This is a genomic window from Pseudomonas sp. GL-B-19 (assembly GCF_019956415.1).
GTDB lineage: Bacteria > Pseudomonadota > Gammaproteobacteria > Pseudomonadales > Pseudomonadaceae > Aquipseudomonas.
In genome coordinates this window covers 131,262-153,383 of sequence record NZ_JAHBDK010000011.1, presented here as the reverse complement: position 1 = coordinate 153,383, position 22,122 = coordinate 131,262, and the positions used below count along the sequence as shown (strand labels likewise).

Annotated in this window: 21 protein-coding genes; 9 read left to right on the top strand and 12 right to left on the bottom strand. The window is 59.2% G+C overall.

The window, feature by feature from the left end; genetic code table 11:
* Window positions 1-255: 255 nt before the first annotated feature.
* Window positions 256-1,194 carry an aspartyl/asparaginyl beta-hydroxylase domain-containing protein gene (locus KGB06_RS01625; RefSeq protein WP_223511435.1) on the bottom strand — a complete coding sequence of 313 codons (939 nt, stop codon included), beginning with the start codon at window positions 1,192-1,194 and terminating at the stop codon, window positions 256-258.
* 216 nt (window positions 1,195-1,410) lie between these two features.
* On the bottom strand, window positions 1,411-2,385 hold the full coding sequence (gene cysK, locus KGB06_RS01620) for a cysteine synthase A (RefSeq protein WP_223511434.1): 975 nt from the start codon (window positions 2,383-2,385) through the stop codon (window positions 1,411-1,413).
* A 129-nt stretch (window positions 2,386-2,514) separates the two neighbouring features.
* Here cysK and KGB06_RS01615 point away from each other — a divergent pair, with 129 nt between their 5' ends.
* Window positions 2,515-3,591 (top strand): DUF748 domain-containing protein, encoded by a 1,077-nt coding sequence (locus KGB06_RS01615; RefSeq protein WP_223511433.1) that lies wholly within the window; start codon window positions 2,515-2,517, stop codon window positions 3,589-3,591.
* Here the strand turns inward: KGB06_RS01615 and KGB06_RS01610 are convergent.
* Both KGB06_RS01610 and KGB06_RS01605 read right to left on the bottom strand, forming a co-directional pair.
* Window positions 3,588-4,091: a DUF2442 domain-containing protein gene (locus KGB06_RS01610; RefSeq protein ID WP_223511432.1), complete on the bottom strand. Its 504-nt coding sequence runs from the start codon at window positions 4,089-4,091 to the stop codon at window positions 3,588-3,590. The genes KGB06_RS01615 and KGB06_RS01610 overlap by 4 nt on opposite strands.
* Window positions 4,079-4,309, bottom strand: a complete 231-nt coding sequence (locus KGB06_RS01605; protein ID WP_223511430.1) for a DUF4160 domain-containing protein — start codon at window positions 4,307-4,309, stop codon at window positions 4,079-4,081. The genes KGB06_RS01610 and KGB06_RS01605 overlap by 13 nt, the downstream gene beginning before the upstream one ends.
* 202 nt (window positions 4,310-4,511) lie before the next feature.
* Here KGB06_RS01605 and KGB06_RS01600 point away from each other — a divergent pair, with 202 nt between their 5' ends.
* A complete protein-coding gene (locus tag KGB06_RS01600) occupies window positions 4,512-5,357 on the top strand; it encodes an AAA family ATPase (RefSeq protein WP_008153159.1) in 846 nt (281 codons plus the stop codon).
* A 12-nt stretch (window positions 5,358-5,369) separates the two neighbouring features.
* Entirely contained in the window at window positions 5,370-6,548 is a 1,179-nt protein-coding gene (locus KGB06_RS01595; RefSeq protein WP_007946791.1) for a vWA domain-containing protein, read from the top strand.
* Window positions 6,549-6,668: 120 nt separating this feature from the next.
* Here the strand turns inward: KGB06_RS01595 and KGB06_RS01590 are convergent, their stop codons facing one another.
* From KGB06_RS01590 to KGB06_RS01575, 4 genes are read right to left on the bottom strand one after another with little or no spacing between them, the layout of a single operon-like run.
* A complete protein-coding gene (locus tag KGB06_RS01590; RefSeq protein WP_223511428.1) occupies window positions 6,669-7,595 on the bottom strand; it encodes a biotin-dependent carboxyltransferase family protein in 927 nt (308 codons plus the stop codon).
* A complete protein-coding gene (locus KGB06_RS01585; protein ID WP_223511427.1) occupies window positions 7,592-8,296 on the bottom strand; it encodes a 5-oxoprolinase subunit B family protein in 705 nt (234 codons plus the stop codon). The genes KGB06_RS01590 and KGB06_RS01585 overlap by 4 nt, the downstream gene beginning before the upstream one ends.
* The gene (locus KGB06_RS01580; protein WP_223511426.1) at window positions 8,293-9,045 is read right to left on the bottom strand and encodes a 5-oxoprolinase subunit PxpA; all 753 of its coding nucleotides are present in this window, start codon (window positions 9,043-9,045) and stop codon (window positions 8,293-8,295) included. Before KGB06_RS01580 ends, KGB06_RS01585 begins: the two co-directional genes overlap by 4 nt.
* A gap of 44 nt (window positions 9,046-9,089) precedes the next feature.
* Complete coding sequence (locus KGB06_RS01575; RefSeq protein WP_223511425.1) at window positions 9,090-10,376, bottom strand: MFS transporter; 1,287 nt, start codon at window positions 10,374-10,376, stop codon at window positions 9,090-9,092.
* Window positions 10,377-10,524: 148 nt separating this feature from the next.
* Here KGB06_RS01575 and KGB06_RS01570 point away from each other — a divergent pair, with 148 nt between their 5' ends.
* The 4 genes from KGB06_RS01570 (at window position 10,525) to KGB06_RS01555 (ending at window position 16,815) form a co-directional block, all read left to right on the top strand.
* Window positions 10,525-11,454, top strand: a complete 930-nt coding sequence (locus KGB06_RS01570) for a LysR family transcriptional regulator (RefSeq protein ID WP_223511424.1) — start codon at window positions 10,525-10,527, stop codon at window positions 11,452-11,454.
* Between the two features lie 111 nt (window positions 11,455-11,565).
* The gene (locus tag KGB06_RS01565) at window positions 11,566-13,488 is read left to right on the top strand and encodes an IucA/IucC family protein (protein WP_223511423.1); all 1,923 of its coding nucleotides are present in this window, start codon (window positions 11,566-11,568) and stop codon (window positions 13,486-13,488) included.
* Window positions 13,478-14,707 carry an MFS transporter gene (locus KGB06_RS01560; RefSeq protein WP_223511422.1) on the top strand — a complete coding sequence of 410 codons (1,230 nt, stop codon included), beginning with the start codon at window positions 13,478-13,480 and terminating at the stop codon, window positions 14,705-14,707. Before KGB06_RS01565 ends, KGB06_RS01560 begins: the two co-directional genes overlap by 11 nt.
* Window positions 14,704-16,815 carry a TonB-dependent receptor gene (locus KGB06_RS01555; RefSeq protein WP_223511420.1) on the top strand — a complete coding sequence of 704 codons (2,112 nt, stop codon included), beginning with the start codon at window positions 14,704-14,706 and terminating at the stop codon, window positions 16,813-16,815. Before KGB06_RS01560 ends, KGB06_RS01555 begins: the two co-directional genes overlap by 4 nt.
* Window positions 16,816-16,893: 78 nt before the next feature.
* Here the strand turns inward: KGB06_RS01555 and KGB06_RS01550 are convergent, their stop codons facing one another.
* The 3 genes from KGB06_RS01550 to KGB06_RS01540 are packed head-to-tail and all read right to left on the bottom strand — an operon-like array spanning window position 16,894 to window position 18,758.
* Complete coding sequence (locus KGB06_RS01550) at window positions 16,894-17,436, bottom strand: DUF2937 family protein (RefSeq protein WP_223511419.1); 543 nt, start codon at window positions 17,434-17,436, stop codon at window positions 16,894-16,896.
* Between the two features lie 14 nt (window positions 17,437-17,450).
* Window positions 17,451-18,227: a class II glutamine amidotransferase gene (locus tag KGB06_RS01545; RefSeq protein ID WP_223511418.1), complete on the bottom strand. Its 777-nt coding sequence runs from the start codon at window positions 18,225-18,227 to the stop codon at window positions 17,451-17,453.
* Between the two features lie 33 nt (window positions 18,228-18,260).
* The gene (locus tag KGB06_RS01540) at window positions 18,261-18,758 is read right to left on the bottom strand and encodes an MFS transporter (RefSeq protein ID WP_223511417.1); all 498 of its coding nucleotides are present in this window, start codon (window positions 18,756-18,758) and stop codon (window positions 18,261-18,263) included.
* Window positions 18,759-19,004: 246 nt separating this feature from the next.
* On the opposite strand from KGB06_RS01540, the gene KGB06_RS01535 reads away from it, so the two are divergent.
* Both KGB06_RS01535 and KGB06_RS01530 read left to right on the top strand, forming a co-directional pair.
* Window positions 19,005-21,059 (top strand): S9 family peptidase, encoded by a 2,055-nt coding sequence (locus tag KGB06_RS01535; RefSeq protein WP_223511416.1) that lies wholly within the window; start codon window positions 19,005-19,007, stop codon window positions 21,057-21,059.
* Window positions 21,060-21,282: 223 nt separating this feature from the next.
* A complete protein-coding gene (locus tag KGB06_RS01530; RefSeq protein WP_223511415.1) occupies window positions 21,283-21,756 on the top strand; it encodes a cyclic nucleotide-binding domain-containing protein in 474 nt (157 codons plus the stop codon).
* On the opposite strand, the gene KGB06_RS01525 is transcribed toward KGB06_RS01530, so the two are convergent.
* Window positions 21,753-22,043 (bottom strand): hypothetical protein, encoded by a 291-nt coding sequence (locus tag KGB06_RS01525; protein ID WP_007944005.1) that lies wholly within the window; start codon window positions 22,041-22,043, stop codon window positions 21,753-21,755. The genes KGB06_RS01530 and KGB06_RS01525 overlap by 4 nt on opposite strands.
* Window positions 22,044-22,122 lie beyond the last annotated feature (79 nt).

Below are 22,122 nucleotides of genomic sequence, written 5' to 3'. Positions count from 1 at the left end.
AGCTTTGCTCCTACAGGATCTATGTTGTTTTTGGCAATTGTGGATCAGTAGCTGTTGATGCCCATCCGACACGTAATCTCGAACGCCTGGCGAATCGGGCCGTTGCGCTTGAGCGCACTGACTGCCAGTCAGCGGCGTCTTTTACAAATACTTGTCACGGGCACCGAAGCCGAAGAACCTGGCCTGCTCGCCGGGCGCCCTTGAAACGCACAAAAAACCGCTCATAAGGAGCGGTTTCTGGTTTCACGACCAACATCAACCGAACAACCAATACCCCAACAACGCCAGCACCCCCGCCGCCACCACCGGCCGCATCACGCGGTAGGCCTTGGGATGACGACGCTTCCACTGCTTAACCACCCCGCTGACTTTGTCGCTGGAGTTCTTGCTCCAGGCGTACGCCCGGTTAATCCCGCCGACGCGTTCATCATCAAGGTTTTGAGGAGCGGTGGCGCGCCCGAGAAAACCGCTGATCCCCCGGTTGATACAGGTCATGACGCGGCTGCTCAATGGGCGCTCGATGTCACAAAACAGGATCACCCGGGTCTTCTCGGTTTCGTTTTTGACCCAGTGCACATAGGTTTCATCGAACATCACGTCTTCGCCATCGCGCCAGGCGTACACCTGGCCGTCAACAAAGATGCGGCAATCATCAGAGTTGGGGGTCGACAGCCCCAAGTGATAACGAAGAGAACCGGCAAACGGATCACGATGCGGATTGAGGTGGCTGCCACCTGGGAGCAGCGCGAACATCGCCCCTTTGACGTTGGGAATGCTGCTTACCAGCGCCACGGTCTTCGGGCACAGGGCTTCTGCCGAAGGCAGCGGCTTGTCGTACCACTTGAGGTAAAAGCGCTTCCAGCCCTTTTTGAAAAACGAACCGAAACCGGCGTCGTTGTTCCTCTCGGCAGCGCGGATATACCCCTCGTCGAACAAGTGCATGGCTTCGTCGCGGATGACTTCCCAGTTGTCCTTGAGCACGTCCAGTTCCGGAAACTTGCTGCGGTCCAGATAGGGTTTGGACGGCACACTGGAGAACAGGTACATCAAGGCGTTGTAGGGAGCGAACAACGCCGAATGATTGACGAATTGCCGTAAAACCGGCAATCGTGCCTGGCCACGCAAATGGACATAGAGCGTGCTGCCGAGAAACAGCAGCAACACCGACGCTTTCGCGGCAATGGAAAAGCTCATCTACGACTCCTTGAAAATAGACTTATCGCTCAACGCCCTTTACCCGGCGTGGCGCCCGGCCATCATAAACATTCCCTGATCCCGGGAAAAACCGCCTGAAGCAACATTCAGTAATAAATGCGCAACAAGCAATTCTTAGCATTAGGAAGCTGAACGAGGACTGACCTTAATCAATCCCGCCAACTCATCAATGGACGCTTAGCCCCCAAAGTGCGCTTATTGCTGATTCTCCTGTTCGGTAAACAGATCGCTGAACAGCATGCTCGAAAGATAGCGTTCGCCAGAGTCCGGCAGGATTACCACGATGGTCTTGCCTTGCATTTCCGGGGTTTCCGCCAGGCGAACAGCAACAGCCATGGCCGCGCCACACGAAATACCGCTCAAAATCCCTTCTTCCTGCATCAAGCGCAAGGCCATGGCCTTGGACTCCTCGTCGGTGACCAACTCAACCCGATCAACCATCGACAGGTCCAGATTCTTAGGCACAAAACCGGCACCGATGCCCTGAATCTTGTGCGGGCTCGGCTTGATCTCTTCGCCGGCGATGGCCTGGGTAATCACCGGAGAAGCCGCAGGCTCAACGGCCACCGAGATAATCGGTTTGCCCTGAGTATTCTTGATGTATCGCGAAACACCGGTAATGGTTCCACCCGTTCCGACCCCTGCCACCAACACATCGACCGCACCGTCGGTATCGTTCCAGATTTCCGGACCGGTGGTTTTTTCGTGGATGGCCGGGTTGGCCGGGTTGTCGAACTGGGCAGGCATGAAATATTTGGCTGGATCGCTGGCAACGATGTCGCCGGCTTTCTCAATCGCGCCCTTCATGCCCTTGGCCGGCTCGGTCAGCACCAGTTCCGCGCCCAGCGCCTTGAGTACTTTGCGTCGTTCGATACTCATGGATGCCGGCATGGTCAGCATCAACTTGTAGCCACGGGCAGCGGCGACAAACGCCAGGCCGATGCCGGTATTGCCCGAGGTCGGTTCGACGATGGTCATGCCAGGCTTGAGTTTGCCGCTGCTTTCGGCGTCCCAGATCATGTTTGCGCCGATCCGGCACTTGACTGAATAACCGGGGTTGCGCCCTTCGATCTTGGCCAGGATGGTCACGCCGCGCGGGGCAATGCGGTTGATCTGCACCAAGGGCGTATTGCCGATGGAGTGGGCGTTGTCAGCGAAGATACGGCTCATGTCCGGGTCCTTAACTACAGCATGGAATTAGCGCATCAAGGTAAGCCTCTTGCCCCTAGGCGTCCAGTCAGGTCGAACGTCCGGTGGTCAGCGCAGTCAATCGCTTTACAACGCCAGAGATTTACCACCATGAAACGTCGATACAGTTGGCCCCTGTGGACGCTCGCCGGCCTCGTTGTGCTGCTGATTACCCTGCACATCGCCCTGCCCTATATGGTGCGCGACTACCTGAACGACAAACTGGCGGACATGGGCGAATACCGTGGCCAGATCACCGACGTAGACCTGGCCCTGTGGCGCGGGGCTTACAAAATCAACGGACTGAAAATCGTCAAGGTCGACGGCAAGGTCCCGGTGCCCTTCGTCAACGCACCGCTCATCGACCTCTCCGTCAGTTGGCATTCGCTCTGGCATGACCATGCAGTGGTCGCCCAAGTGCAGTTCTTCAACCCCGAGGTGAACTTCGTCGACGGTGGCGCCAATAAGCAAAATTCGCAAACCGGTCAAGGCACCGACTGGCGCGCGCAACTGGGCAAATTGTTACCCGTCACCCTGGACGAAGTGCGGATCCACGACGGCAAACTCAGTTTTCGCAACTTCAATTCCAAGCCTCCCGTGAATATGAACGCCACTCAGGTCAATGCCAACATTTACAACCTGACCAATGTGGTCGACAAACAAGGCAAGCGTGACGCTCGCTTCGAAGGCAAGGCCCTGCTGCTCGGACACGCACCTCTGGAAACCACCGCGACGTTCGATCCACTTAGCAATTTCGAAGACTTTGAGTTTCGTCTGCGCGCCGAAGGCATCGAACTCAAGCGCATGAACGATTTCGCCTCGGCCTATGGCAAGTTCGACTTCAACGCGGGTCATGGCGATGTGGTCATTGAAGCGCAAGCCAAAAAAGCCCAATTGACCGGTTACATCAAACCGTTGCTCATAGACGTCGACGTGTTCAACTGGCAGCAAGACGTTGAAAACAAGGACAAAGGGATTTTCCGATCGATCTGGGAGGCCATCGTCGGAGGCTCTGAAACCGTTCTGAAAAACCAGGGCAAAAACCAGTTCGCGACCCGAGTGGAACTGAAAGGCAACGTGCATCGCCAGGATATCAGTGCGTTCCAGGCGTTTTTGCAGATTTTGCGCAATGGTTTCATCCAGGCGTTCAACGCCCAGTATGAGCGTCCGAAGCCAGAGGCTGGTTAGGGTTTGCGTGTGACGGTATAGCGACCGGTTTCTTCAGCTGCCCGTGCAGACGTCGATTGCTGTTGAAGGAAATCCCAGCCCAGGCAGGCTAATGCCAATGAACGCGGCACCACTTCACGACCACTGCTGTAGCGCGTGATACTGCGGGCGCTGACCCCAAGCGCCTCAGCCGCCTGATTGAGTGACAAGCCGGTGCGAGCGCGCCACTCAATGAACGTACGAGTGTTTTCGTCGGATGCGTTTTGTGCGAGTGCATCCAGATACAGGGTGTCTGCCCCGATTTGAATGTCCAGCTCAGGCCACTCGACGCTCCAGCCATCATCGCCTAGAGACGCACCGTCGAACGCGCCCGGCGCCAGCACTGGCTGCAATCCTGGATAGGCGTGCAGGTCACGGCTCAAATCGAGTGTTAACTGCTGACCATCGATAAAAGTCAGCGCCAGACGGTTATCCGGCAACGTCTGAACGGCTGACAGCCGTGGTCGTTTCATGGGTAACATCGTTTCCAATCCTCCAACAATTGCACTTGGTGGGCCCTGACCCATTCCAGCGCTTCCTTGATAATCAACGGCGGCGCCTTACCGACCATCACTTCGACGGTTTCCAGGCTGAGCATCACATCCAGCCCGCCACCTGTAAGTTGGACATGGGGTGGCGGATGATCCTTCTCGCGCAACTGAATGCGGTAGGTATCGCGAAATCGATATTTAGTAGACATGCTCCGCAAGCTATCGCCAAAATGGCGATAGCTCAATACTGGCCAGCAGCCGAGACTGAGTCAAGATGTGACGCCCCATTCAGAGACTGAATAAGCCGTCTGCGTTCACAGTCGACCGGGCAGCGCGGTATAGTCGGGCATCACCATTATTGCGCCCCGCCCTGCCTCATTCAGGTCGGCGTTACCGTTCGAGGATTAGCAGATGAAGTTCGAAGGCACCCAGGCCTACGTCGCCACCGATGACCTGAAGCTGGCGGTCAACGCCGCCATTACCCTGGAGCGTCCACTGCTGGTCAAGGGCGAGCCGGGCACGGGCAAAACCATGCTGGCAGAGCAACTGGCCGAGTCCTTCGGGGCCAAGTTGATCACCTGGCACATCAAATCCACCACCAAGGCGCATCAGGGCCTGTACGAGTACGACGCGGTCAGCCGTCTGCGCGACTCGCAACTGGGCACAGAGAAGGTCCACGACGTTCGCAACTACCTGAAAAAGGGCAAGCTCTGGGAAGCCTTTGAATCCGAAGAGCGGGTGATTCTGCTGATCGACGAGATCGACAAGGCGGACATCGAGTTCCCGAACGACTTGCTGCAAGAACTCGACAAGATGGAGTTCTACGTTTACGAGATCGACGAGACTATCAAGGCCAAGAAGCGCCCGATCATCATCATTACCTCCAACAACGAGAAAGAACTGCCGGACGCCTTCCTGCGCCGCTGCTTCTTCCACTACATCGCCTTCCCGGATCGCACCACGATGCAGAGGATCGTCGATGTGCACTACCCAAACATTAAGAAGGATCTGGTCAGCGAAGCGCTGGACGTGTTCTTCGACGTGCGCAAAGTGCCGGGCCTGAAGAAGAAGCCATCGACCTCCGAACTGGTGGACTGGCTCAAGCTGCTGATGGCCGACAACATTGGCGAAGCGGTACTGCGCGAACGCGATCCGACCAAAGCCATTCCGCCGCTCGCCGGTGCGCTGGTGAAGAACGAACAGGACGTGCAGTTGCTTGAGCGCCTTGCGTTCATGAGCCGTCGCGGCACCCGCTAAGAGGCTGATGCCATGCTGCTCAACCTGTTCAATGAAATGCGCGCCGCCAAGGTGCCGGTCTCGGTGCGTGAGCTGCTGGACCTGATCAACGCACTGAAACAGCGCGTGACCTTTGCCGACATGGACGAGTTCTATTATTTGTCCCGGGCGATTCTGGTGAAGGACGAAAAGCATTTTGACAAGTTTGACCGGGCGTTTGGGGCCTACTTCAACGGCCTGGAAAAACTCGACGATCACCTTCAGGCACTGATTCCCGAAGACTGGCTGCGCAAGGAGTTCGAACGCTCCCTGACTGACGAAGAACGGGCGGCGATTCAGTCCCTTGGCGGCCTGGACAAACTGATCGAAGAGTTCAAGAAGCGCCTCGAAGAACAGAAAGAACGCCATGCCGGTGGCAACAAGTGGATCGGCACTGGCGGCACCAGTCCGTTCGGCTCCGGCGGCTTTAACCCGGAAGGTATTCGGGTCGGCGATGCCGGAAAACGTCAGGGTAAAGCGGTCAAGGTCTGGGATCAGCGCGAGTACAAAAACCTCGACGATTCGGTGGAACTGGGCACGCGCAACATCAAGGTCGCCCTGCGCCGCTTACGAAAATTTGCCCGTCAGGGTGCCGCGGAAGAGCTGGACATCGACGGCACCATCGACCACACCGCCAAAGATGCCGGGTTGCTGAACATCCAGATGCGGCCGGAGCGGCGCAACACCGTCAAGTTGTTGCTGTTGTTCGACATCGGCGGCTCGATGGACGCGCACGTGAAGATTTGCGAGGAGCTGTTTTCGGCCTGCAAGACCGAGTTCAAGCACCTGGAGTACTTCTACTTCCACAACTTCATCTATGAATCGGTGTGGAAGAACAACATGCGTCGCACCTCCGAACGCACATCAACCCAGGACCTGCTGCACAAGTACGGCGCCGACTACAAAGTGATCTTCATCGGTGACGCCGCCATGGCGCCTTATGAAATCACCCAGGCGGGCGGCAGCGTCGAGCACTGGAACGAAGAAGCCGGGTATGTGTGGATGCAACGGTTCAGGGAGAAGTACAAGAAACTCATCTGGATTAACCCGTATCCGAAAGATACGTGGGGCTATACATCGTCGACCAATATTGTGCGGGACTTGATTGATGATCAGATGTATCCGCTGACCCTTCGGGGGTTGGAGGAAGGGATGCGGTTTCTTTCCAAGTAATCTTGGAAGCCCTTCAGGCCGCCATCGCTGGCAAGCCAGGCTCCTACAGGGATTGAGGTGGTTCACAAAGTATGTGGACCACCTCAATCCCTGTAGGAGCCTGGCTTGCCAGCGAAGCTTTTAGCTTTTCAGGAATCGATGTAGATATTCGATTTGCTCTCGATGCGCCACATCCTGCACCACCGGCCGCAACCGCACCTTCGTCCCCGGCAAGCACTGCGCCAGCCGCGCCAGGGCCAGCGGCGTCAACGCCCCCAGTCGCGGATAACCGCCAATGGTCTGCCGATCATTGAGCAACACGATCGGCTGCCCGTCCGGCGGCACCTGCACCGCGCCGAGCGGGATGCCTTCGGAGATCATCGGCTTTCCCTGGTATTGCAACGCCGTGCCCAACAGGCGAATGCCCATCCGGTCGGCGCGGCTGTCGAGGGTCCACACACTGTTGAACGCGTCGAACAGACTCTGCCCGCCGAACTCGCCGATCTGTGCGCCCAACACCAGATCCAGCGGCGAATTGTCGGTGAAGTCCGGTCGATGCTCCGCCGGCAACTCCCGCAGCAGGAGCAACGCACTCCCGGCATAACTCAGCTGCGCACCGTTGACCAACGCACGACCCCGGCCATCCAGGCCGCCCAGTTCCTCACGGACCACGGTCGAACGGCTGCCCAAGACGCTTGGGGCCTCAAACCCACCCGGTGCCGCGAGATAAGCCCGAGCCCCTAGCTTCGGCTGTGTGAACTGCAATCGCTGACCTTTATGCAGCCTGAAACTGCGCCATGGCGCCAGTGCCTCGCCTTCGACTTGAGCCACCAGATCCGCCCCGGCCAACGCCAGCACGCAATCCTCTTCGGCCACCACCGTGAACCCGCCGAGGGTGATTTCAATCACCGGAGCATTCAGGTCATTGCCCAGCAACCAGTTGGCCCAGGACATTGAACGCCAATCCAGCCCGCCTCCCTGCGTCACGCCCAGATGCCGCACGCCAAAGCGGCCGGCGTCCTGCAACAAACACAGTGGTGTACTCGCTTCTATTGATAGACGGCTCATGCCTGCGCCTCCAACGGCGTGTCGTCACCGCCCAGATTGATGAACTCGGCATGGCCGATGGCTTCAAAGCGCACTGTGTCGCCTGGCTGCATGAGGCTATAGCCGTCACGTTCACGGTCGAACAGTTTGGCCGGGGTGCGGCCGATCAGGTTCCAGCCGCCGGGGGATACCACCGGATAGGCGGCGGTCTGGCGCTCGGCGATGCCGACACTGCCAGCCGCGACTTTTTTGCGTGGGGTGTTCAGGCGTGGCGCGGCGAGCACTTCTTCCACCAACCCCATGAAGGCGAAACCCGGCGCGAAACCCAAGGCAAACACCTGATACTCGCGCCCGCTGTGACGGCGGATCACCTCCTCCATCGCCAGCCCGCTGCGTTGTGACAACAGGCTCAGCTCCGGACCGACGCTCAAGTCATACCAGACCGGCAGCACATGACATTTACCGCCGGTGCGGGTGTTGGGCGACAGGTCGATCAGCGCTTCGGCGATCAATTCCCGAGCCTGAGCCGGGCTTAGCGCGGTCAAATCATAATGCACCATCAACGTCGTGTAAGACGGCACCAGATCGATGAGATGCCCGCCGAACGCAGCTCGCAGGTTTTCGCTGGCCGCCAGCATCCACGGCATATTGGCCTCACTGATCTCATCAAAAAGACGCACCATCAGGCAATCCAGCGCCACCACCTCTACGCGCAGCTTCATGGTGCGCTCTGCTGATCAAGGGCTTCGCGAATCCGTCGCACAGCAGCAACCGAACTGGCGTTGTCGCCGTGCACGCAAAGGGTGTTGGCCTGCAAGTGCAATGCGCTGCTGTCGCTGGCGCTGAGAGGCTCGCCACGGGCGATGGTCAGCGCCTGCTCAATGACTTTCTCAGGATCATGATGCACTGCACCCGGCAGTTGTCGCGAAACCAGCATGCCCGCGCTGTCGTAAGCGCGGTCGGCGAAGGCTTCGAACCACAAGGTCACGCCATATTCATCACCCAGTAGCTGCGCGGCGCTGTTGTCGCGGGTCGCCATCAACATCAGCGGCAACGTTCGGTCATAAGCCGCCACGGCCTGAAGCACAGCACGCAACTGTGCCGGGTTGGCCATCATGTCGTTGTACATCGCGCCGTGGGGTTTGACGTAGCTGACACGCCCACCCTGAGCCCGACAAATTCCGTCGAGAGCACCGATCTGGTAATGCAGAATGTCCTGGAGTTCCTGAGCGGTATACGTCATGGAGCGACGGCCGAAACCGACCAGATCCTGATAGGCCGGGTGCGCGCCGATCTGCACGCCGTTGCTCAGCGCCAGGCTGACGGTCTTGCGCATGATGCTCGGGTCGCCGGCATGGAAGCCGCAGGCGATGTTGGCGCAATCAATGAAGGGCATGACTTCGGCATCCAGACCCATGGTCCAGCTGCCGAAACTCTCGCCGATGTCACAGTTCAATAGCAGGCGGCTCAAGGAGAACACTCCTGTAGGTTCTATTCTTTTTAGAGGCAGGCAGATTACTGCGCATCCAGTTGTTTGCCACGGGTTTCCGGCAGGCTCAACGCCGCGAGGATCACCACCCCGTAGGACACCGCCGCAAATGCCCCGATGCCGACGCTCAGTGGCACCTTCTGGCTAAGCAAACCGATCAACAGCGGAAACAATGCCGCCAGCGCCCGACCGATGTTGTAGCAAAACCCCTGGCCCGAACCGCGAATCCGTGTCGGAAACAACTCAGTCAAAAACGCGCCCATGCCGCTGAAGATCCCCGAGGCGAAGAAGCCCAGCGGGAAACCCAGCCACAACATCACGCCGTTGCTGACCGACAATTGGGTGTAGAGCAACACGATGGTGAACGAGCCGACCGCGAACAGGATGAAGTTCTTCTTGCGCCCGAGAATGTCAGTCAAATACGCACTGATGACATATCCAACGTAGGAACCGACGATCACCATCGCCAGATAACCGCCCGTGCCGAGTACGCTCAAACCCCGCTCGTTCTTCAGAAACGTCGGCAACCATGAGGTGATCGCGTAGTAACCACCCAGGGCGCCGGTGGTCAGCACCGAAGCGCGAATCGTGGTGAAGAGGATGCCGGGGGCAAAAATCTCGTAGAACTTCGCAGGATTGCTCGGTTCCTGTTTGGCCTTGGCTTCGCGGTAGATCTCCGGATCCTTGACCAGACGACGAACGAAGATCACAAAAATCGCCGGTACGATGCCGAGGAGGAACAGCGCACGCCAGGCATCCTCCGGCGGCAACAACGAAAACAGCAGCGCATACAGAATTGCCGTCAGCCCCCATCCCAGCGCCCAGCCCGATTGCACCATGCCCACCGCTTTACCACGGTCCTTGGCGCGAATCACTTCGCCCATCAGCACCGCGCCGGCGGTCCATTCACCGCCGAAACCGAAGCCCATCAGGGTGCGGCTGATCAGCAGTTGTTCGTAGTTTTGCGCGAAGCCGCAGAGGAAGGTGAAGAAGGCGAACCACAGCACCGTCAGTTGCAAGGTGCGCACGCGACCGATGCGGTCGGAGAGAATCCCCGCCACCCAACCACCGATGGCCGAAGCAATCAGGGTACTGGTGTGAATCAGTCCGGCTTCACCGGTGGTAATGCCCCACATCGCAATCAGGGTCGGCACCACGAAGCTGAGCATCTGGGTGTCCATGCCGTCCAGGCCATAGCCGATCTTGCAGCTCCAGAAGGTGCGGCGTTCCTGCTGATTGATGTTGCGGTACCAGTCGAAAGGCCCCGGGCGAGCCGTGGTTTTAGGGATATCGAGCGTGTCGGGCGCACTCATGGCAAATCTCCGCGCTAGTTTTTATTGGTATTGTTCTGAGCCCCGACGACGCCTATCGTGGGAACCGGATGTGCCGATTTTTGGGCGCCCGGCCCTGCTGCGTCCAACTAATAAAAACCGGGCTTAGGCATAAGAAAAAGTTGATCCCATGAATTTGAAGTTTCTCGAAACCTTTGTCTGGGTCGCCCGACTCAAGAGCTTTCGCCTGACCGCCGACAAGCTCTTCACCACCCAGGCCTCGATTTCCAGCCGCATCGCTGTGCTCGAAAGTGAGCTGGGGGTGAAGCTGTTTTTGCGCGATTCACGCGGCGTCAGCCTGACGCCCGAAGGCCTGAAAGTGCTCGATTATGCCGAGCAGATGATGGACACCATGCAGGCGCTCAAACAGTCGATCGAGACCCGTTCGAGCAAGGTCGGGCGGGTGCGGATTGGCGTCATGGACACAGTCATCCACACCTGGCTCAGCCCTCTGGTGGCGCAGATGACGGATCTCTATCCGTTGGTGGAAATCGAACTGGTGGCCGATACCTCGCTCAACCTCTGCGATCAGCTGCAAAAAGGCTTTCTCGATCTGATCCTGCAAACCGACCTGATGCGCCAGGAAAGCGTGCGCAGCCTTGAACTGGCCAGTCATCCCATGGGCTGGATCGCGGCGAGTAATTCCCTCTACAACCGCGAGTATTCGGGCATCGCCGATCTGGCGCGCGAGCGGATCATTACCTATTCGAAAAACTCCCATCCGCATCAAGAGGTGCTCGCCCTGATGCAGGCCCATGGCGTGATGACGCCACGCCTGAACTGCGTGAACTCGGTGTCGGCGATTACCCGATTGTTGCGCGATGGTTTCGGCATTGGTGCGCTGCCACCGGTGCTGGTGGCCGAGGAACTGGCGCGCGGTGAGCTGACTCTGCTGGCCATCGATCAACGGCCGCCCAACCTGCAAGTGGTGGTGTCATGGCGGGTCGGCGTGGAGTGGGTCGAAGAAATCGTGGCGTTGTGTCAAAACGTCGTGGAGCGCTATGCGCAGAAAGTGGGCGAGCACTACATCGTTTTGAGCAAACCCTTGGCCAGAATCTGAAGGATATTTCCCATATTGTAAATATGAACCACTATCATTTGCATTAATTTTTCAAAACGGTATTCTCTGCGCGCTTTCAGCTAATCAACTGTCCAGAAGGAGTCGGACTAGATGCGCGCCTACACGCAAAAACAGCAGCAATTGCTCGCTCACTGGAGCGAAGCCCTTGGCACTCAGGCTTTCCAGTCCCACCGCATCACTCTCGACCATTTGAGCAATGCGCTGGAGCCCGCCGCCCAGCGCTGCTTCCAACGCCTGATCCAGGCGCTGTTTCGTGAAGATCTGATCAACCCCGACGCTTGCGAATACGACGACAATAACCGTTGCTGGCTACCGCTCGGCGATGGCACGCACCTGTGCTTCGAGCACTTGTCTGGCACCAGGATGAACAGCTGGGACGTGCGCGGCAGCATCGTCCTGCACACCCCCGACAGACTGCCCCACAAAATTCAGCTGCCCAGCGAATTGCTCGCTCACCTCAGCACTCAGCTCAATCCGCCAGCCTCTCCTCAAGTACTGGAGCGTCTGGCCCGGGAACTGGATGACAGCTTCAGCAACGACACCCTGTGCCTGGCGTTTCATCATGGATGGACTGAGCGCCTGAGAGAGCAGATCGACACCGAGTACGACGACAACCTGCTCGCCTGGCTCAAAGCCGACCCCAGTCATCAGAACCCTACGTCACTGCTCGAACAGTGGGGCACTCTCGGCCATCCATGGCACCCGAACTACAAGACCAAACTGGGTTTGAGCGCCGCTCAGGTCATCGCTTTCTCGCCGGAATTCGAAGCGAGTTTTCCGATTGTGCTGTGCGCCCTGCACCGCCAGTACGCACACGTCGAAGCGCTGGCGGGGACCGCCGATTACTGGGATTGGTGGCAAGGTCACTTCCCACAGGCCGCCGAACAATTGCAGCGCCATTTGCAGCAACTGGGCCTGGAGGTAAAGGACTACCTCCCGCTCCCGTCGCACCCATGGCAAGCCCATGAAGAACTGCCGGATTCGTTCGCCAATGAGATCGCCGACAACCTGCTGATCGTCACTGACATCGTCGCTTTTACCGGCCACCCGACCATGTCCTTCCGCACGGTCCTGCCGGACGCCAGCCGCGTTGCGCCGATGGTCAAACTGCCGGTGGCTTTGCGCCTGACCAGTGTGCAGCGCACGGTGTCGCCGCGCTCGGCCCGGATGGGGCCGCGCATCAGCCAACTGATATTGAAAATCCTCGATCAGGAGCCGCAGATTCAGCGTCTGCTGAACATCGTTCCGGAGCGCGTCGGCGTGCACTACGCGCCGCAACCGGCCGATGACGAACGCTCCCGGCATGCAGCCGTGCTGTATCGCGATAACCCGCTTACCCTGCTGCAAGAAGGCGAGTTGGCGGTGCCGGTCGGCAGTCTGTTCGCCGTCAACGAATTCGAACAACCGTTGCTGCGTGATTGGGTAAGACTGGCTCAGGGCCGTGATGACAGCGAGGCCATGTTGGCGTTCTTCGATAATTACCTGTCGATTGCGGTACCGAGTCTGTTGGGCATTTACCTGATGTATGGCGTGGCGTTCGAAGCGCACCAGCAAAACAGTTTCATGGTGATGGGCGCTGACGGGCAGCTGAATCGGCTGTTATTGCGTGACTTTGGCGACGTGCGTATCGATCGCAAAACCCTGCACGCCAAGGGCCTGGACATCCAGTTGCACGATCCGAAAATGACCCTGTATGACGAGTCCGGTTTTGTCCGCGACAAACTCCTGCACACCACGTTCATGTGCCACCTCGGCGAGCTGACGTTGCTCTGTGCCCGCCACTGGAATGTGCCGGAAAATATCCTTTGGGAGCGATTGGCAGCGCACGTTGCGCAGTGTTTCGAGACCTTGCGCGAGCGCGTTGAACCGGCACGCTGGGAAAGTGAACGCCAAGCCTTGCTGGAACAGGATTGGCCTGCCAAATCGTTCATGCGCATGCGCTTGCTCGACAGTCATGCCGACATCGTCGGACGCCTGAGTAACCCTCTACGACCCATCACCCATGCTCGCTGACGGTCGCGCCTTGCGACTGCTGATCGTTATCCAGTTTGTCTCCATGGGTGCCATGGAAATGAGCGGCCCGTTCTGGCCCCTGCAGATCCAGCATTTGCTCGGGCCGGAGGGCGCCGGCTACACCGCGCTGTTATCGGCGATGGTCTATGCCGGTCCAATGCTGGCCGCCATGCTCCTGACGCCCATGTGGGGCCGGTTGGGTGATCGCACCGGACACAAACCGATGATTGTTCGGGCGTTGCTGGCACTCGCGCTGTGCCAAGGGTTGGCGGCCATCACCCTCGACCCGTGGCTGCTGGTGGGTATTCGCGTGATGCAAGGCGCGTTGGCCGGGTTTCTCGCCGCCGCGCAAGCCTATGCCTTGGCCTGTTGCGACAGTTCCAGACGGGGTCACACCCTGGCCCGCCTGCAATCGGCGACTGCCGTCGGCTCGTTGATCGGCCCGATACTGGGCGGCTGGCTCATGGACATCTCGGGATTTGCCCTGCTTTGTTATGGCGCGACGTCGATTTGCCTGCTGTGCGCCTTGGGGAGTTTTTTCCTGCCGGCCGACAAGGCTCGCGCCTCAAAGAAAAAACCTGTTGAACCCGTGGCACTGCCCAAAGGCTGGCTCAGTGGAATCCTGTTCGTGATCGTGCTGATTCAGGCCGCGAAGATGATGCCGCAACCGTTCTACGCACTGTACGTCGCGGACATTCTGCACGCCCCGAGCTGGCTGATCGGCGCCACCTACGCGGCGAGCGCCGCGACCCTGGCCATTTCCGCACCGCTGTGGGGACGCCTGTTCGACCGCTGGCAGCCGGCCTACACCTTACGCGTCATCGAAGGCGTGGCCTGGCTGTGTGCCCTGACGCTGGCGGCCACGGCATTGGCCAACGAATGGCTGGGATTTCTCGTCAGTCGACTCGTCTGGGGCATCTGGCAAGGCGCCCTGCTGCCGGTGGCTTATGCACTGATCGCCAACACCGTATCCGCCAACCAACAAGGCTTTGCGCTCGGCCTCGGCAACAGCGCGGCCAAGGCTGGCGCTCTGCTCGGTGCCGTTCTCGGCGGCGTCGGCATGGGGCTGGTCGGATTGGCCAATAGTTTCTGGCTGGTGGCGCTGACCTACGCCGTAGCCGCCATAGGGATCCGCTGTGTGCGATCACTCAACGCCACAACTGACCGCTCAACCTTGTCTGCCCACACTAATCACAACTCAAAAAAGTCCTCATCATGACCCGAATCAAACTCCCCCTGCTGATCCCGTTGCTCGGGACCTTCAGCGCCCAGTCCTGGGCCGAGGATACCGAGCAGCAGCCCGGCACTTTGAATATGCAAGCCACCGTCGTCTCCGCTACTCGCAGCGAAGCGACCATCGCCTCGATTCCAGGTTCGGTCCTGGTGATCGACGAACAGCAGATCCGTGAGCAGAGCGGCGCAGGTCGCCGGATCTCCGACATTCTCGGGCAATTGGTCCCCGGCCTTGCACCGTCCAGCGGCGGGATGAGCAACTTCGGCCAGACCCTGCGCGGGCGCAACATGCTGGTATTGATCGACGGCGTATCGCAGAACGCCACACGCGACAACTTCCGCCAGCTCAACAGCGTCACCCCGGCCAGCGTCGAACGCATCGAAGTGGTCTCCGGCGCCAGCAGCATCTATGGCGCCGGTGCTTCAGGCGGCATCATCAATATCATCACCAAGCGCAATCAGGGTCAGGACATTGCCTACAGCAGCAAACTGGGCCTGACCAGCGGCAACAACCTCAATAGCAAAGGCTTCGCCTATGAAGCTTTTCAGAGCGCGACCGGGCGCAAGGATGCCCTGGACTGGTACGTCTCCGCCGACCTGATCCAGCGTAACGATATGTACGACGGCAACGGCAACCGCATCCCTCAGGACACCTCTCAGGGCAGCAGCATGGACACCGAAACCTATGACTTGCAAGGTCGTTTCGGTTACGAACTGGATGCTGACAAAAAACTCAGCCTGTCGCTGCAGGACTACAAGGATCAGCAGGACACGGGTTACACCAAAGACTCGAAAAACCTGCAGCAAGCCGTGGCAGTCAAGGGATTGAAACTGGATGAGCAACCCTATACCCACAACCAGGCAGTCAACCTCAACTACACCGACGCGGACTTCTACGGTCAAGGCCTGCAATTGGAAAGTTACTGGCGCCGCGCCGATGCACTATTCTTCCCGGACCTGTCACGGGGCAAGGCCGGGATCTCCGACAACAACAGCGTGCAGGATGTCTACGGCCTGCGCGCAGCCATCGACACGCCGCTGCCGGCCATCGGCAGTGCCACGGGCAACCTGGTTTGGGGCACCGACTATGATAATGAGCGCTCCCGCCAACGAGGTGATCAATACACGCTCAATGGTCTGACCTATACCAAGACCGGCACCACCTACGAGCTGGGCCCGGACATCGAAACCACTACCAAATCGCTGTTCGGGCAGATGTCATGGGACATCGGTGACTGGACCGTACGTGGCGGTGTACGCCGTGAATGGATCGAAAGCGACGTTTCCGACAGCATCGCTTATGGTGAGATCGTCCAGACCGGCGTACGCGCAACGCTGCCCGGCGACACCCTCAAATACGATGACACACTGTACAACCTGGGCGCGGTCTACCACCTGAGTGATAGTCAGGACGTATTCGCCAATTTCAGCCAGGGGTTTTCGCTGCCGGATATCCAGCGCTTCATGCGTGACGTCAGCAGCACCTTCGACATCCAGAGCCTCAACGCCCAGGCCATCAAGGTCAACAGTTACGAGGTGGGCTGGCGTGGTGACTGGGACCGGTGGCAGGCCGACGTCACTGTGTATGAAAACACCTCGGACGTGACCCAGTTCTACGATGCCAATGATCGCGTATTACGCCTGATCAACCAGAAAGAGCGCGTTCGCGGCATTGAAAACAACCTGAACTACCGCGTGACCGATCAATGGTCGGTGGGTGGAACTTACGCCTGGGCCAAAGGCGAGACCGAGCAGAACGGCAAGTGGATCGATCTGCCGGCCACGCGCATCTCACCGGCCAAGACCACGCTGTTCGTCGGCTATATCGAAGAGGATTACAACCTGCGCCTGCAAGGCATGCATTTGTCCAGTTATGACGCCGCCGCCAAGGACAACAACGGACGCGACATCGACGGTTATACGCTGGTGGACCTGCTCGGTTCCGTGCAACTGCCGGTCGGTCGTCTTGAAGGCGGGGTGTTTAATCTGACGAATCGTACGTACGTAAACCTGTTCACCCAGGCCAACGCCAGAATGCCGTTCGCCAACGCCGAAGGCCGCACGCTGAGCATGAGCTACTCGGTCGACTGGTAAAAGCAGGAGCCGGCTTGCCAGCGATGCGATCTGCCAGACATACGTGTCGCGGCAATCGCCGGCAAACCGGCTACAGGGTTACAGGCCGCGCACATCCCGGTCTTCAATCGGCCGGCTCTGGCGCAGGCGTTTGCCGCCCAGCACCACCCAGTCGATCAAGCGGAACAGGCATTCGATGCCGAACGACAGCAGCATCGCGCCGCTCATGCCCCAGATCATCGCTTCCGGCGTCAGCAGGATCTGGTAGCTGTAGCCATTCCAGGTTTCCTTGCGGATGTCCGGGTCGGCCGCCAGCACCACTTGCAGAAAGCGGATGTACCACGGACCTTGCATGGCCTGGAATTGCTTGTCCAACGCCAGTTGACGGGTCAGCAGGTTGCTCAGGCTGTCGGCATCACTGCGAAAGATCGGGTCGTCGCTGGCGCGGTAATGTGCAACCAGCGCCTGCATGTCGCCCTTGAAGAACTGGTTGGCTGTGCCCTGGAAACCGCTCAAACCGGTCTGCGCCTCGATCAGGTGCGCCTCGACACGCTTGGCGTAATCACTGATAAACCCCGGCACCTGGACACCGATCAACAGGCCCGCCGCAAATAACACCAGCCGTAGATAACTGAGCAACATCGGGGGGGAGATCCTTATTCGGTCTTGCCTTGACTGACGCATTCGCCGCGTCGCCAGAGGCTCCATTGGCCCGGTTCGTAGCGGGTCCAGGTTTCGTTTTCAGTCAGGGGTTCGGTGGCAATCACCGTCACCACGTCGTTGGGCGTGGTTTCGGCCTGGAAGTCGACGATCACATCGACATCCTTCAAGCGCGCAGGACCGAAAGGTGCCCGACGGGTGATCTGGGCCAATTTGGTCGAGCAATAGCAGAACAGCCAGTCACCGTCGCTGAGCAGGCAGTTGAATACGCCTTTGCTACGGTATTCGGCGCAGGCCGCCACCAGGTCTGGCAGAAGCTTTTCAACCTCGACCGGTTCCGGGAACGCCGCACGCACGCGGTTGAGCAAATCGCAGAACGCCGCCTCGCTGTCGGTATCACCGACGGGACGGTAGAAACTGGCGGTCGGATGAAAGTCCGCGAGCTGGCCGTTGTGGGCGAAACACCAGTTGCGCCCCCACAGTTCGCGCACGAACGGGTGCGTATTGGACAGGCAGACCTTGCCGACATTGGCCTGGCGGATGTGCCCGATCACCACTTCACTTTTGATTGGATAGCGCTGCACCAGGTTCGCGACTTCAGACTCGGAGCTGGCGGCCGGGTCCTGAAACAATCGAAGACCGCGACCTTCATAGAACGCGATCCCCCAGCCATCACGGTGCGGGCCGGTACGACCGCCGCGCTGCATCAGCCCGGTGAAGCTGAACACGATGTCGGTCGGCACATTGGCGCTCATGCCCAATAACTCACACATGTTCGGACTCTCGATGAAAAGGCAGGGGCAAGGTTACAAACGCGGCTCGACTCGCAATCGCTGAGGATTGCTCGGAACCGGCGGGCGGCCGTAACGATCATCGCCGGCACCGCCGAAGGGATGATCGTCTTCAGGGTGTTCGGCTTTGGCCGCAGCCTTGGCGGCGGCCGCTTGTTCCTTGCGAGCATTGGAGGCGCGCTCGATGGGGATGCGGATCGCCACCATGACCAGATAAAGACCAAAGGCGATCATGCCGTACATGAGCAGATCGGAAATCGCCCGCCACGCGTTGTTGCCGACCTTGAACAACAGGTCGAGCGCCGTGATGGCGATGGCCGGCGCGACTTTATCCTTCACCGGATCGATGATCGTCGGGCTGAACAGCAACACAGCCACCAGCAGCCGCAGCGGCTCGCGCAGCCAGCGCCACATCCAGCGGGTCAAGCGCATCCATACCAACAGGCAGCCTAAAGCGGCAAAGGCGTAGAGGCCCCAAGCGATCAGATAGTCGTTCTCGGTCATGGTGTCCATGGCAAGGCAGGCAAAGAGGCGCTTATAGTAACGACTTTTCGCACATCAGGCTTGTCCCAATACCAGCCGGTCAAGACACAGAACCTGTGGGAGCGAGCCTGCTCGCGATGAGGTCAGTGCATTCAACATCAATGTTGTCTGGCAGTCCGCCATCGCGAGCAGGCTCGCTCCCACAGGATCTGCAGAGACCTCCAGACTTGCATGCTGCCTGCGTAGCCCTATTTCGTACATTGTCGAGAGCCATCCATGCCTTTATCCGCCAACGTTTCCACCGCCCCGATTGCCCACAAGGCCGAAGGCGATGACCCGTATGCCTGGCTGCAGGAGCGCGACACCGACGCGGTGCTCGACTACCTCAAGGCTGAAAACAGCTATCAAGAGGCGCAAACCGCCGATCAGGCAGGCCTGCGCGAGACCCTGTACGAAGAGATCAAGGGCCGGATTCTCGAAACGGACTTGTCGCTGCCCTCCCCTTGGGGTCCGTACCTGTATTACACGCGGATCACCGCCGGTGACGAATACGCCCGGCACTACCGCTGCCCGCGCCCGGCCGATGACAGCCTGCAACTCGACGAAAGCCAGGAACAGCTGCTGCTGGACCCTAATGAATTGGCCAACGGCGGCTTCTTTTCCCTGGGGGCGTTCAGTATCAGCCCCGATCACCAGCGCCTGGCCTACAGCATCGACGCCAGCGGCGACGAGGTATACACGCTGTTCGTAAAGGAATTGTCCGACGGTCGCGTCAGCGAACTGGAGTTCCAGGACTGCGACGGCAGCATGACCTGGGCCAATGACAGCCTGACGCTGTTTTTCGGCGAGCTGGACGACACCCATCGCCCGCACAAACTATTCCGTTACCGACTGGACGGCACGGCCGCCGAAGAAGTGTTCCATGAGCCGGACGGACGATTCTTCCTGCATTGCTACCGCTCAAGCTCCGAACTGCAACTGCTGCTGTCCCTTGGCAGCAAGACCACCAGTGAAGTCTGGGTGCTTGACGCCTCACAGCCGCACCAGGCCTTCACTTGCCTGGCGCCACGGGTTGAGGACCATGAGTACGACGTCGACCACGGCGCCCTCGATGGCCAATGGACCTGGTTCATTCGCACCAACCGCGACGGCATCAACTTTGCGCTGTACCGCGCCGTCGACACCGGCGTGGCGCCCACCGAAGCCGACTGGCAAAACCTGATCCCCCACAGCGACACCGTGATGATCGAGGGCATGAGCCTGAACACCGGTGCCATGACCCTGAGCCTGCGCAAAGGTGGCTTGCCGATCATCGAAGTCCACCCAAAAGGCCTGACGCCTTTTCGGGTGCAATTGCCGGATGCGGCCTACAGCCTGCACGTCCAGAACAGCCTGGAGTTCGTCAGCGACAGGATCCGCCTGCGCTACGAAGCCCTGAACCGTCCGGCGCAAATTCGCCAGCTTGAACTGGACAGCGGCGAGCAGAAAGTACTCAAGGAAACCCCGGTGCTCGGCCCGTTCGACGCCGATGCCTACGTCAGCCAGCGCCTGTGGGCTACCGCACCGGACGGTACACAGGTGCCGATCAGCCTGGTGGTCAAACGCGAACATCTGGGCCAACCCGTGCCCTTGTACCTTTACGGTTATGGCGCCTATGGCGAAAGCCTCGACCCGTGGTTCTCCCACGCCCGCCTGAGCCTGCTGGATCGCGGCATGGCCTTCGCCATCGCGCACGTGCGCGGCGGCGGCGAGTTGGGCGAGGCCTGGTATCGGGCTGGCAAGCAGGAACACAAGCACAACACGTTCAGCGACTTTATTGCCTGTGCTGAACATTTGATTGCCAATGGCTTCACCACCGCACCACAACTGGCGATCAGCGGCGGCAGTGCCGGTGGTTTGCTGATTGGCGCGGTGCTCAATCAGCGGCCGGAGTTGTTCGGCGCGGCGATTGCCGAAGTGCCGTTCGTCGACGTGCTCAACACTATGCTCGACCCTGACCTGCCCCTGACCGTCACGGAATACGACGAATGGGGCAATCCGCAAGAGCCGGACGTTTATGATCGGATCAAGGCCTACGCCCCGTACGAAAACGTCACCGCGCAAGCCTATCCGGCGACCCTGGTGATCGCCGGCTACAACGACAGCCGTGTGCAGTACTGGGAAGCAGCAAAGTGGGTAGCGAAATTGCGCGCGACCAAAACCGACAGCCATCCTCTGCTGCTCAAGACTGAATTGGGCGCCGGACATGGCGGGATGAGCGGTCGTTATCAGGGATTGCGTGACGTAGCGCTCGAATACGCATTTTTGTTCAAGGTTTTGGGGATTGCCTGAGGAACTTGGCGCGGGGTGCCGGTCTTAAGACCAGACACCTGGCCCGAGGCAACACACATTCCTGTAGGAGCCGGGCTTGCCCGCGATTGCGGTGTCACAGCCAATATTGATGTTGAATGTGATGGCCTCATCGCGGGCAAGTCGAATCGTCGCACCGCCGGCTCCTACAGGGGATTTGTGGTGACTTCAAATTCGACCCAGCAACAGACACAAGAATAACGACATGTCAGAACCGACCTTACTGAACAACGAAATTCGCGACTGGCTGATGGACTGCGGCCTGTTCGATCAATTGCTGCCCGCCGATTTTGCGGCGGCCTCGGGCTATTTCAGCATCAGCACCGTGGCGCAGGGCGAGCAGATTTTCCATGAGGGCGATGCCGGCAGCTTCATGTGCATCATTCACACCGGACAGGTAGCTGTGCAAAAAACCAATGGTGACGGGCAACTCGTGACCATGGCCACGTTGCGCAGCGGTCGCTCGTTCGGCGAGATGGCGGTGCTGGACGGTGAACGGCGTTCAGCCAGTTGCGTGGCCGCGAGCAACTGTCAGTTGCTGAACCTGGGCAAGGACTCGCTGGAAAAGATGATCAACGACGCGCCAAAAGTCGCCGCCAAGATCATCCGCGCCCTCGCTGTCTCTCTCTCCAAACGCTTGCGCATGGCCGACGGGCAACTGCTTTCGCAGCAGGTTTAACCGCCCGGCGATTTGACTTTCGTCGGGTTTTGCTCGATCCCCGGCACAGGCTGGTCCTTGGTCGGCGGGCTCGGCATTTCAATCGGTACCAACGGCGGACCGCTACTGCCGGGGCCAGTTTTTGGCAAGGAGGGCGCGGTGATTTGCGGGTACGGCGTCGGCGTCGCGGTGCCTGGCGAACCGGGCATGGGGGCGGGGCTGACGGGGATCGTTTGCAGCGTTTGCGCCTGCACTGCAGTAATCGAGAGCGCGGCCAGAGCAATGGCCGTTAGAATAGTGCGCTTCATCAATGGCTCCGTTGGCCTTGTTGTCCCTTTCAGGCTACTCCCAACTGCGTCCGTTTGCCCTCCCAGTTTATGCAAGACT

What these genes read in the sequence shown, in the direction of transcription:
- KGB06_RS01550 (WP_223511419.1), bottom strand. Translation starts at nt 17,436, where the DNA reads ATGTTGCTCAGTTATCTACGGCTGGTGTTATTTGCGGCGGGCCTGTTG.
- KGB06_RS01585 (WP_223511427.1), bottom strand. Translation starts at nt 8,296, where the DNA reads ATGAAGCTGCGCGTAGAGGTGGTGGCGCTGGATTGCCTGATGGTGCGT.
- KGB06_RS01555 (WP_223511420.1), top strand. Translation starts at nt 14,704, where the DNA reads ATGACCCGAATCAAACTCCCCCTGCTGATCCCGTTGCTCGGGACCTTC.
- KGB06_RS01570 (WP_223511424.1), top strand. Translation starts at nt 10,525, where the DNA reads ATGAATTTGAAGTTTCTCGAAACCTTTGTCTGGGTCGCCCGACTCAAG.
- KGB06_RS01540 (WP_223511417.1), bottom strand. Translation starts at nt 18,758, where the DNA reads ATGGACACCATGACCGAGAACGACTATCTGATCGCTTGGGGCCTCTAC.
- KGB06_RS01560 (WP_223511422.1), top strand. Translation starts at nt 13,478, where the DNA reads ATGCTCGCTGACGGTCGCGCCTTGCGACTGCTGATCGTTATCCAGTTT.
- KGB06_RS01545 (WP_223511418.1), bottom strand. Translation starts at nt 18,227, where the DNA reads ATGTGTGAGTTATTGGGCATGAGCGCCAATGTGCCGACCGACATCGTG.
- KGB06_RS01595 (WP_007946791.1), top strand. Translation starts at nt 5,370, where the DNA reads ATGCTGCTCAACCTGTTCAATGAAATGCGCGCCGCCAAGGTGCCGGTC.
- KGB06_RS01605 (WP_223511430.1), bottom strand. Translation starts at nt 4,309, where the DNA reads ATGTCTACTAAATATCGATTTCGCGATACCTACCGCATTCAGTTGCGC.
- KGB06_RS01565 (WP_223511423.1), top strand. Translation starts at nt 11,566, where the DNA reads ATGCGCGCCTACACGCAAAAACAGCAGCAATTGCTCGCTCACTGGAGC.
- KGB06_RS01615 (WP_223511433.1), top strand. Translation starts at nt 2,515, where the DNA reads ATGAAACGTCGATACAGTTGGCCCCTGTGGACGCTCGCCGGCCTCGTT.
- KGB06_RS01575 (WP_223511425.1), bottom strand. Translation starts at nt 10,376, where the DNA reads ATGAGTGCGCCCGACACGCTCGATATCCCTAAAACCACGGCTCGCCCG.
- KGB06_RS01625 (WP_223511435.1), bottom strand. Translation starts at nt 1,194, where the DNA reads ATGAGCTTTTCCATTGCCGCGAAAGCGTCGGTGTTGCTGCTGTTTCTC.
- KGB06_RS01525 (WP_007944005.1), bottom strand. Translation starts at nt 22,043, where the DNA reads ATGAAGCGCACTATTCTAACGGCCATTGCTCTGGCCGCGCTCTCGATT.
- KGB06_RS01530 (WP_223511415.1), top strand. Translation starts at nt 21,283, where the DNA reads ATGTCAGAACCGACCTTACTGAACAACGAAATTCGCGACTGGCTGATG.
- KGB06_RS01610 (WP_223511432.1), bottom strand. Translation starts at nt 4,091, where the DNA reads ATGTTACCCATGAAACGACCACGGCTGTCAGCCGTTCAGACGTTGCCG.
- KGB06_RS01590 (WP_223511428.1), bottom strand. Translation starts at nt 7,595, where the DNA reads ATGAGCCGTCTATCAATAGAAGCGAGTACACCACTGTGTTTGTTGCAG.
- KGB06_RS01535 (WP_223511416.1), top strand. Translation starts at nt 19,005, where the DNA reads ATGCCTTTATCCGCCAACGTTTCCACCGCCCCGATTGCCCACAAGGCC.
- KGB06_RS01600 (WP_008153159.1), top strand. Translation starts at nt 4,512, where the DNA reads ATGAAGTTCGAAGGCACCCAGGCCTACGTCGCCACCGATGACCTGAAG.
- cysK (WP_223511434.1), bottom strand. Translation starts at nt 2,385, where the DNA reads ATGAGCCGTATCTTCGCTGACAACGCCCACTCCATCGGCAATACGCCC.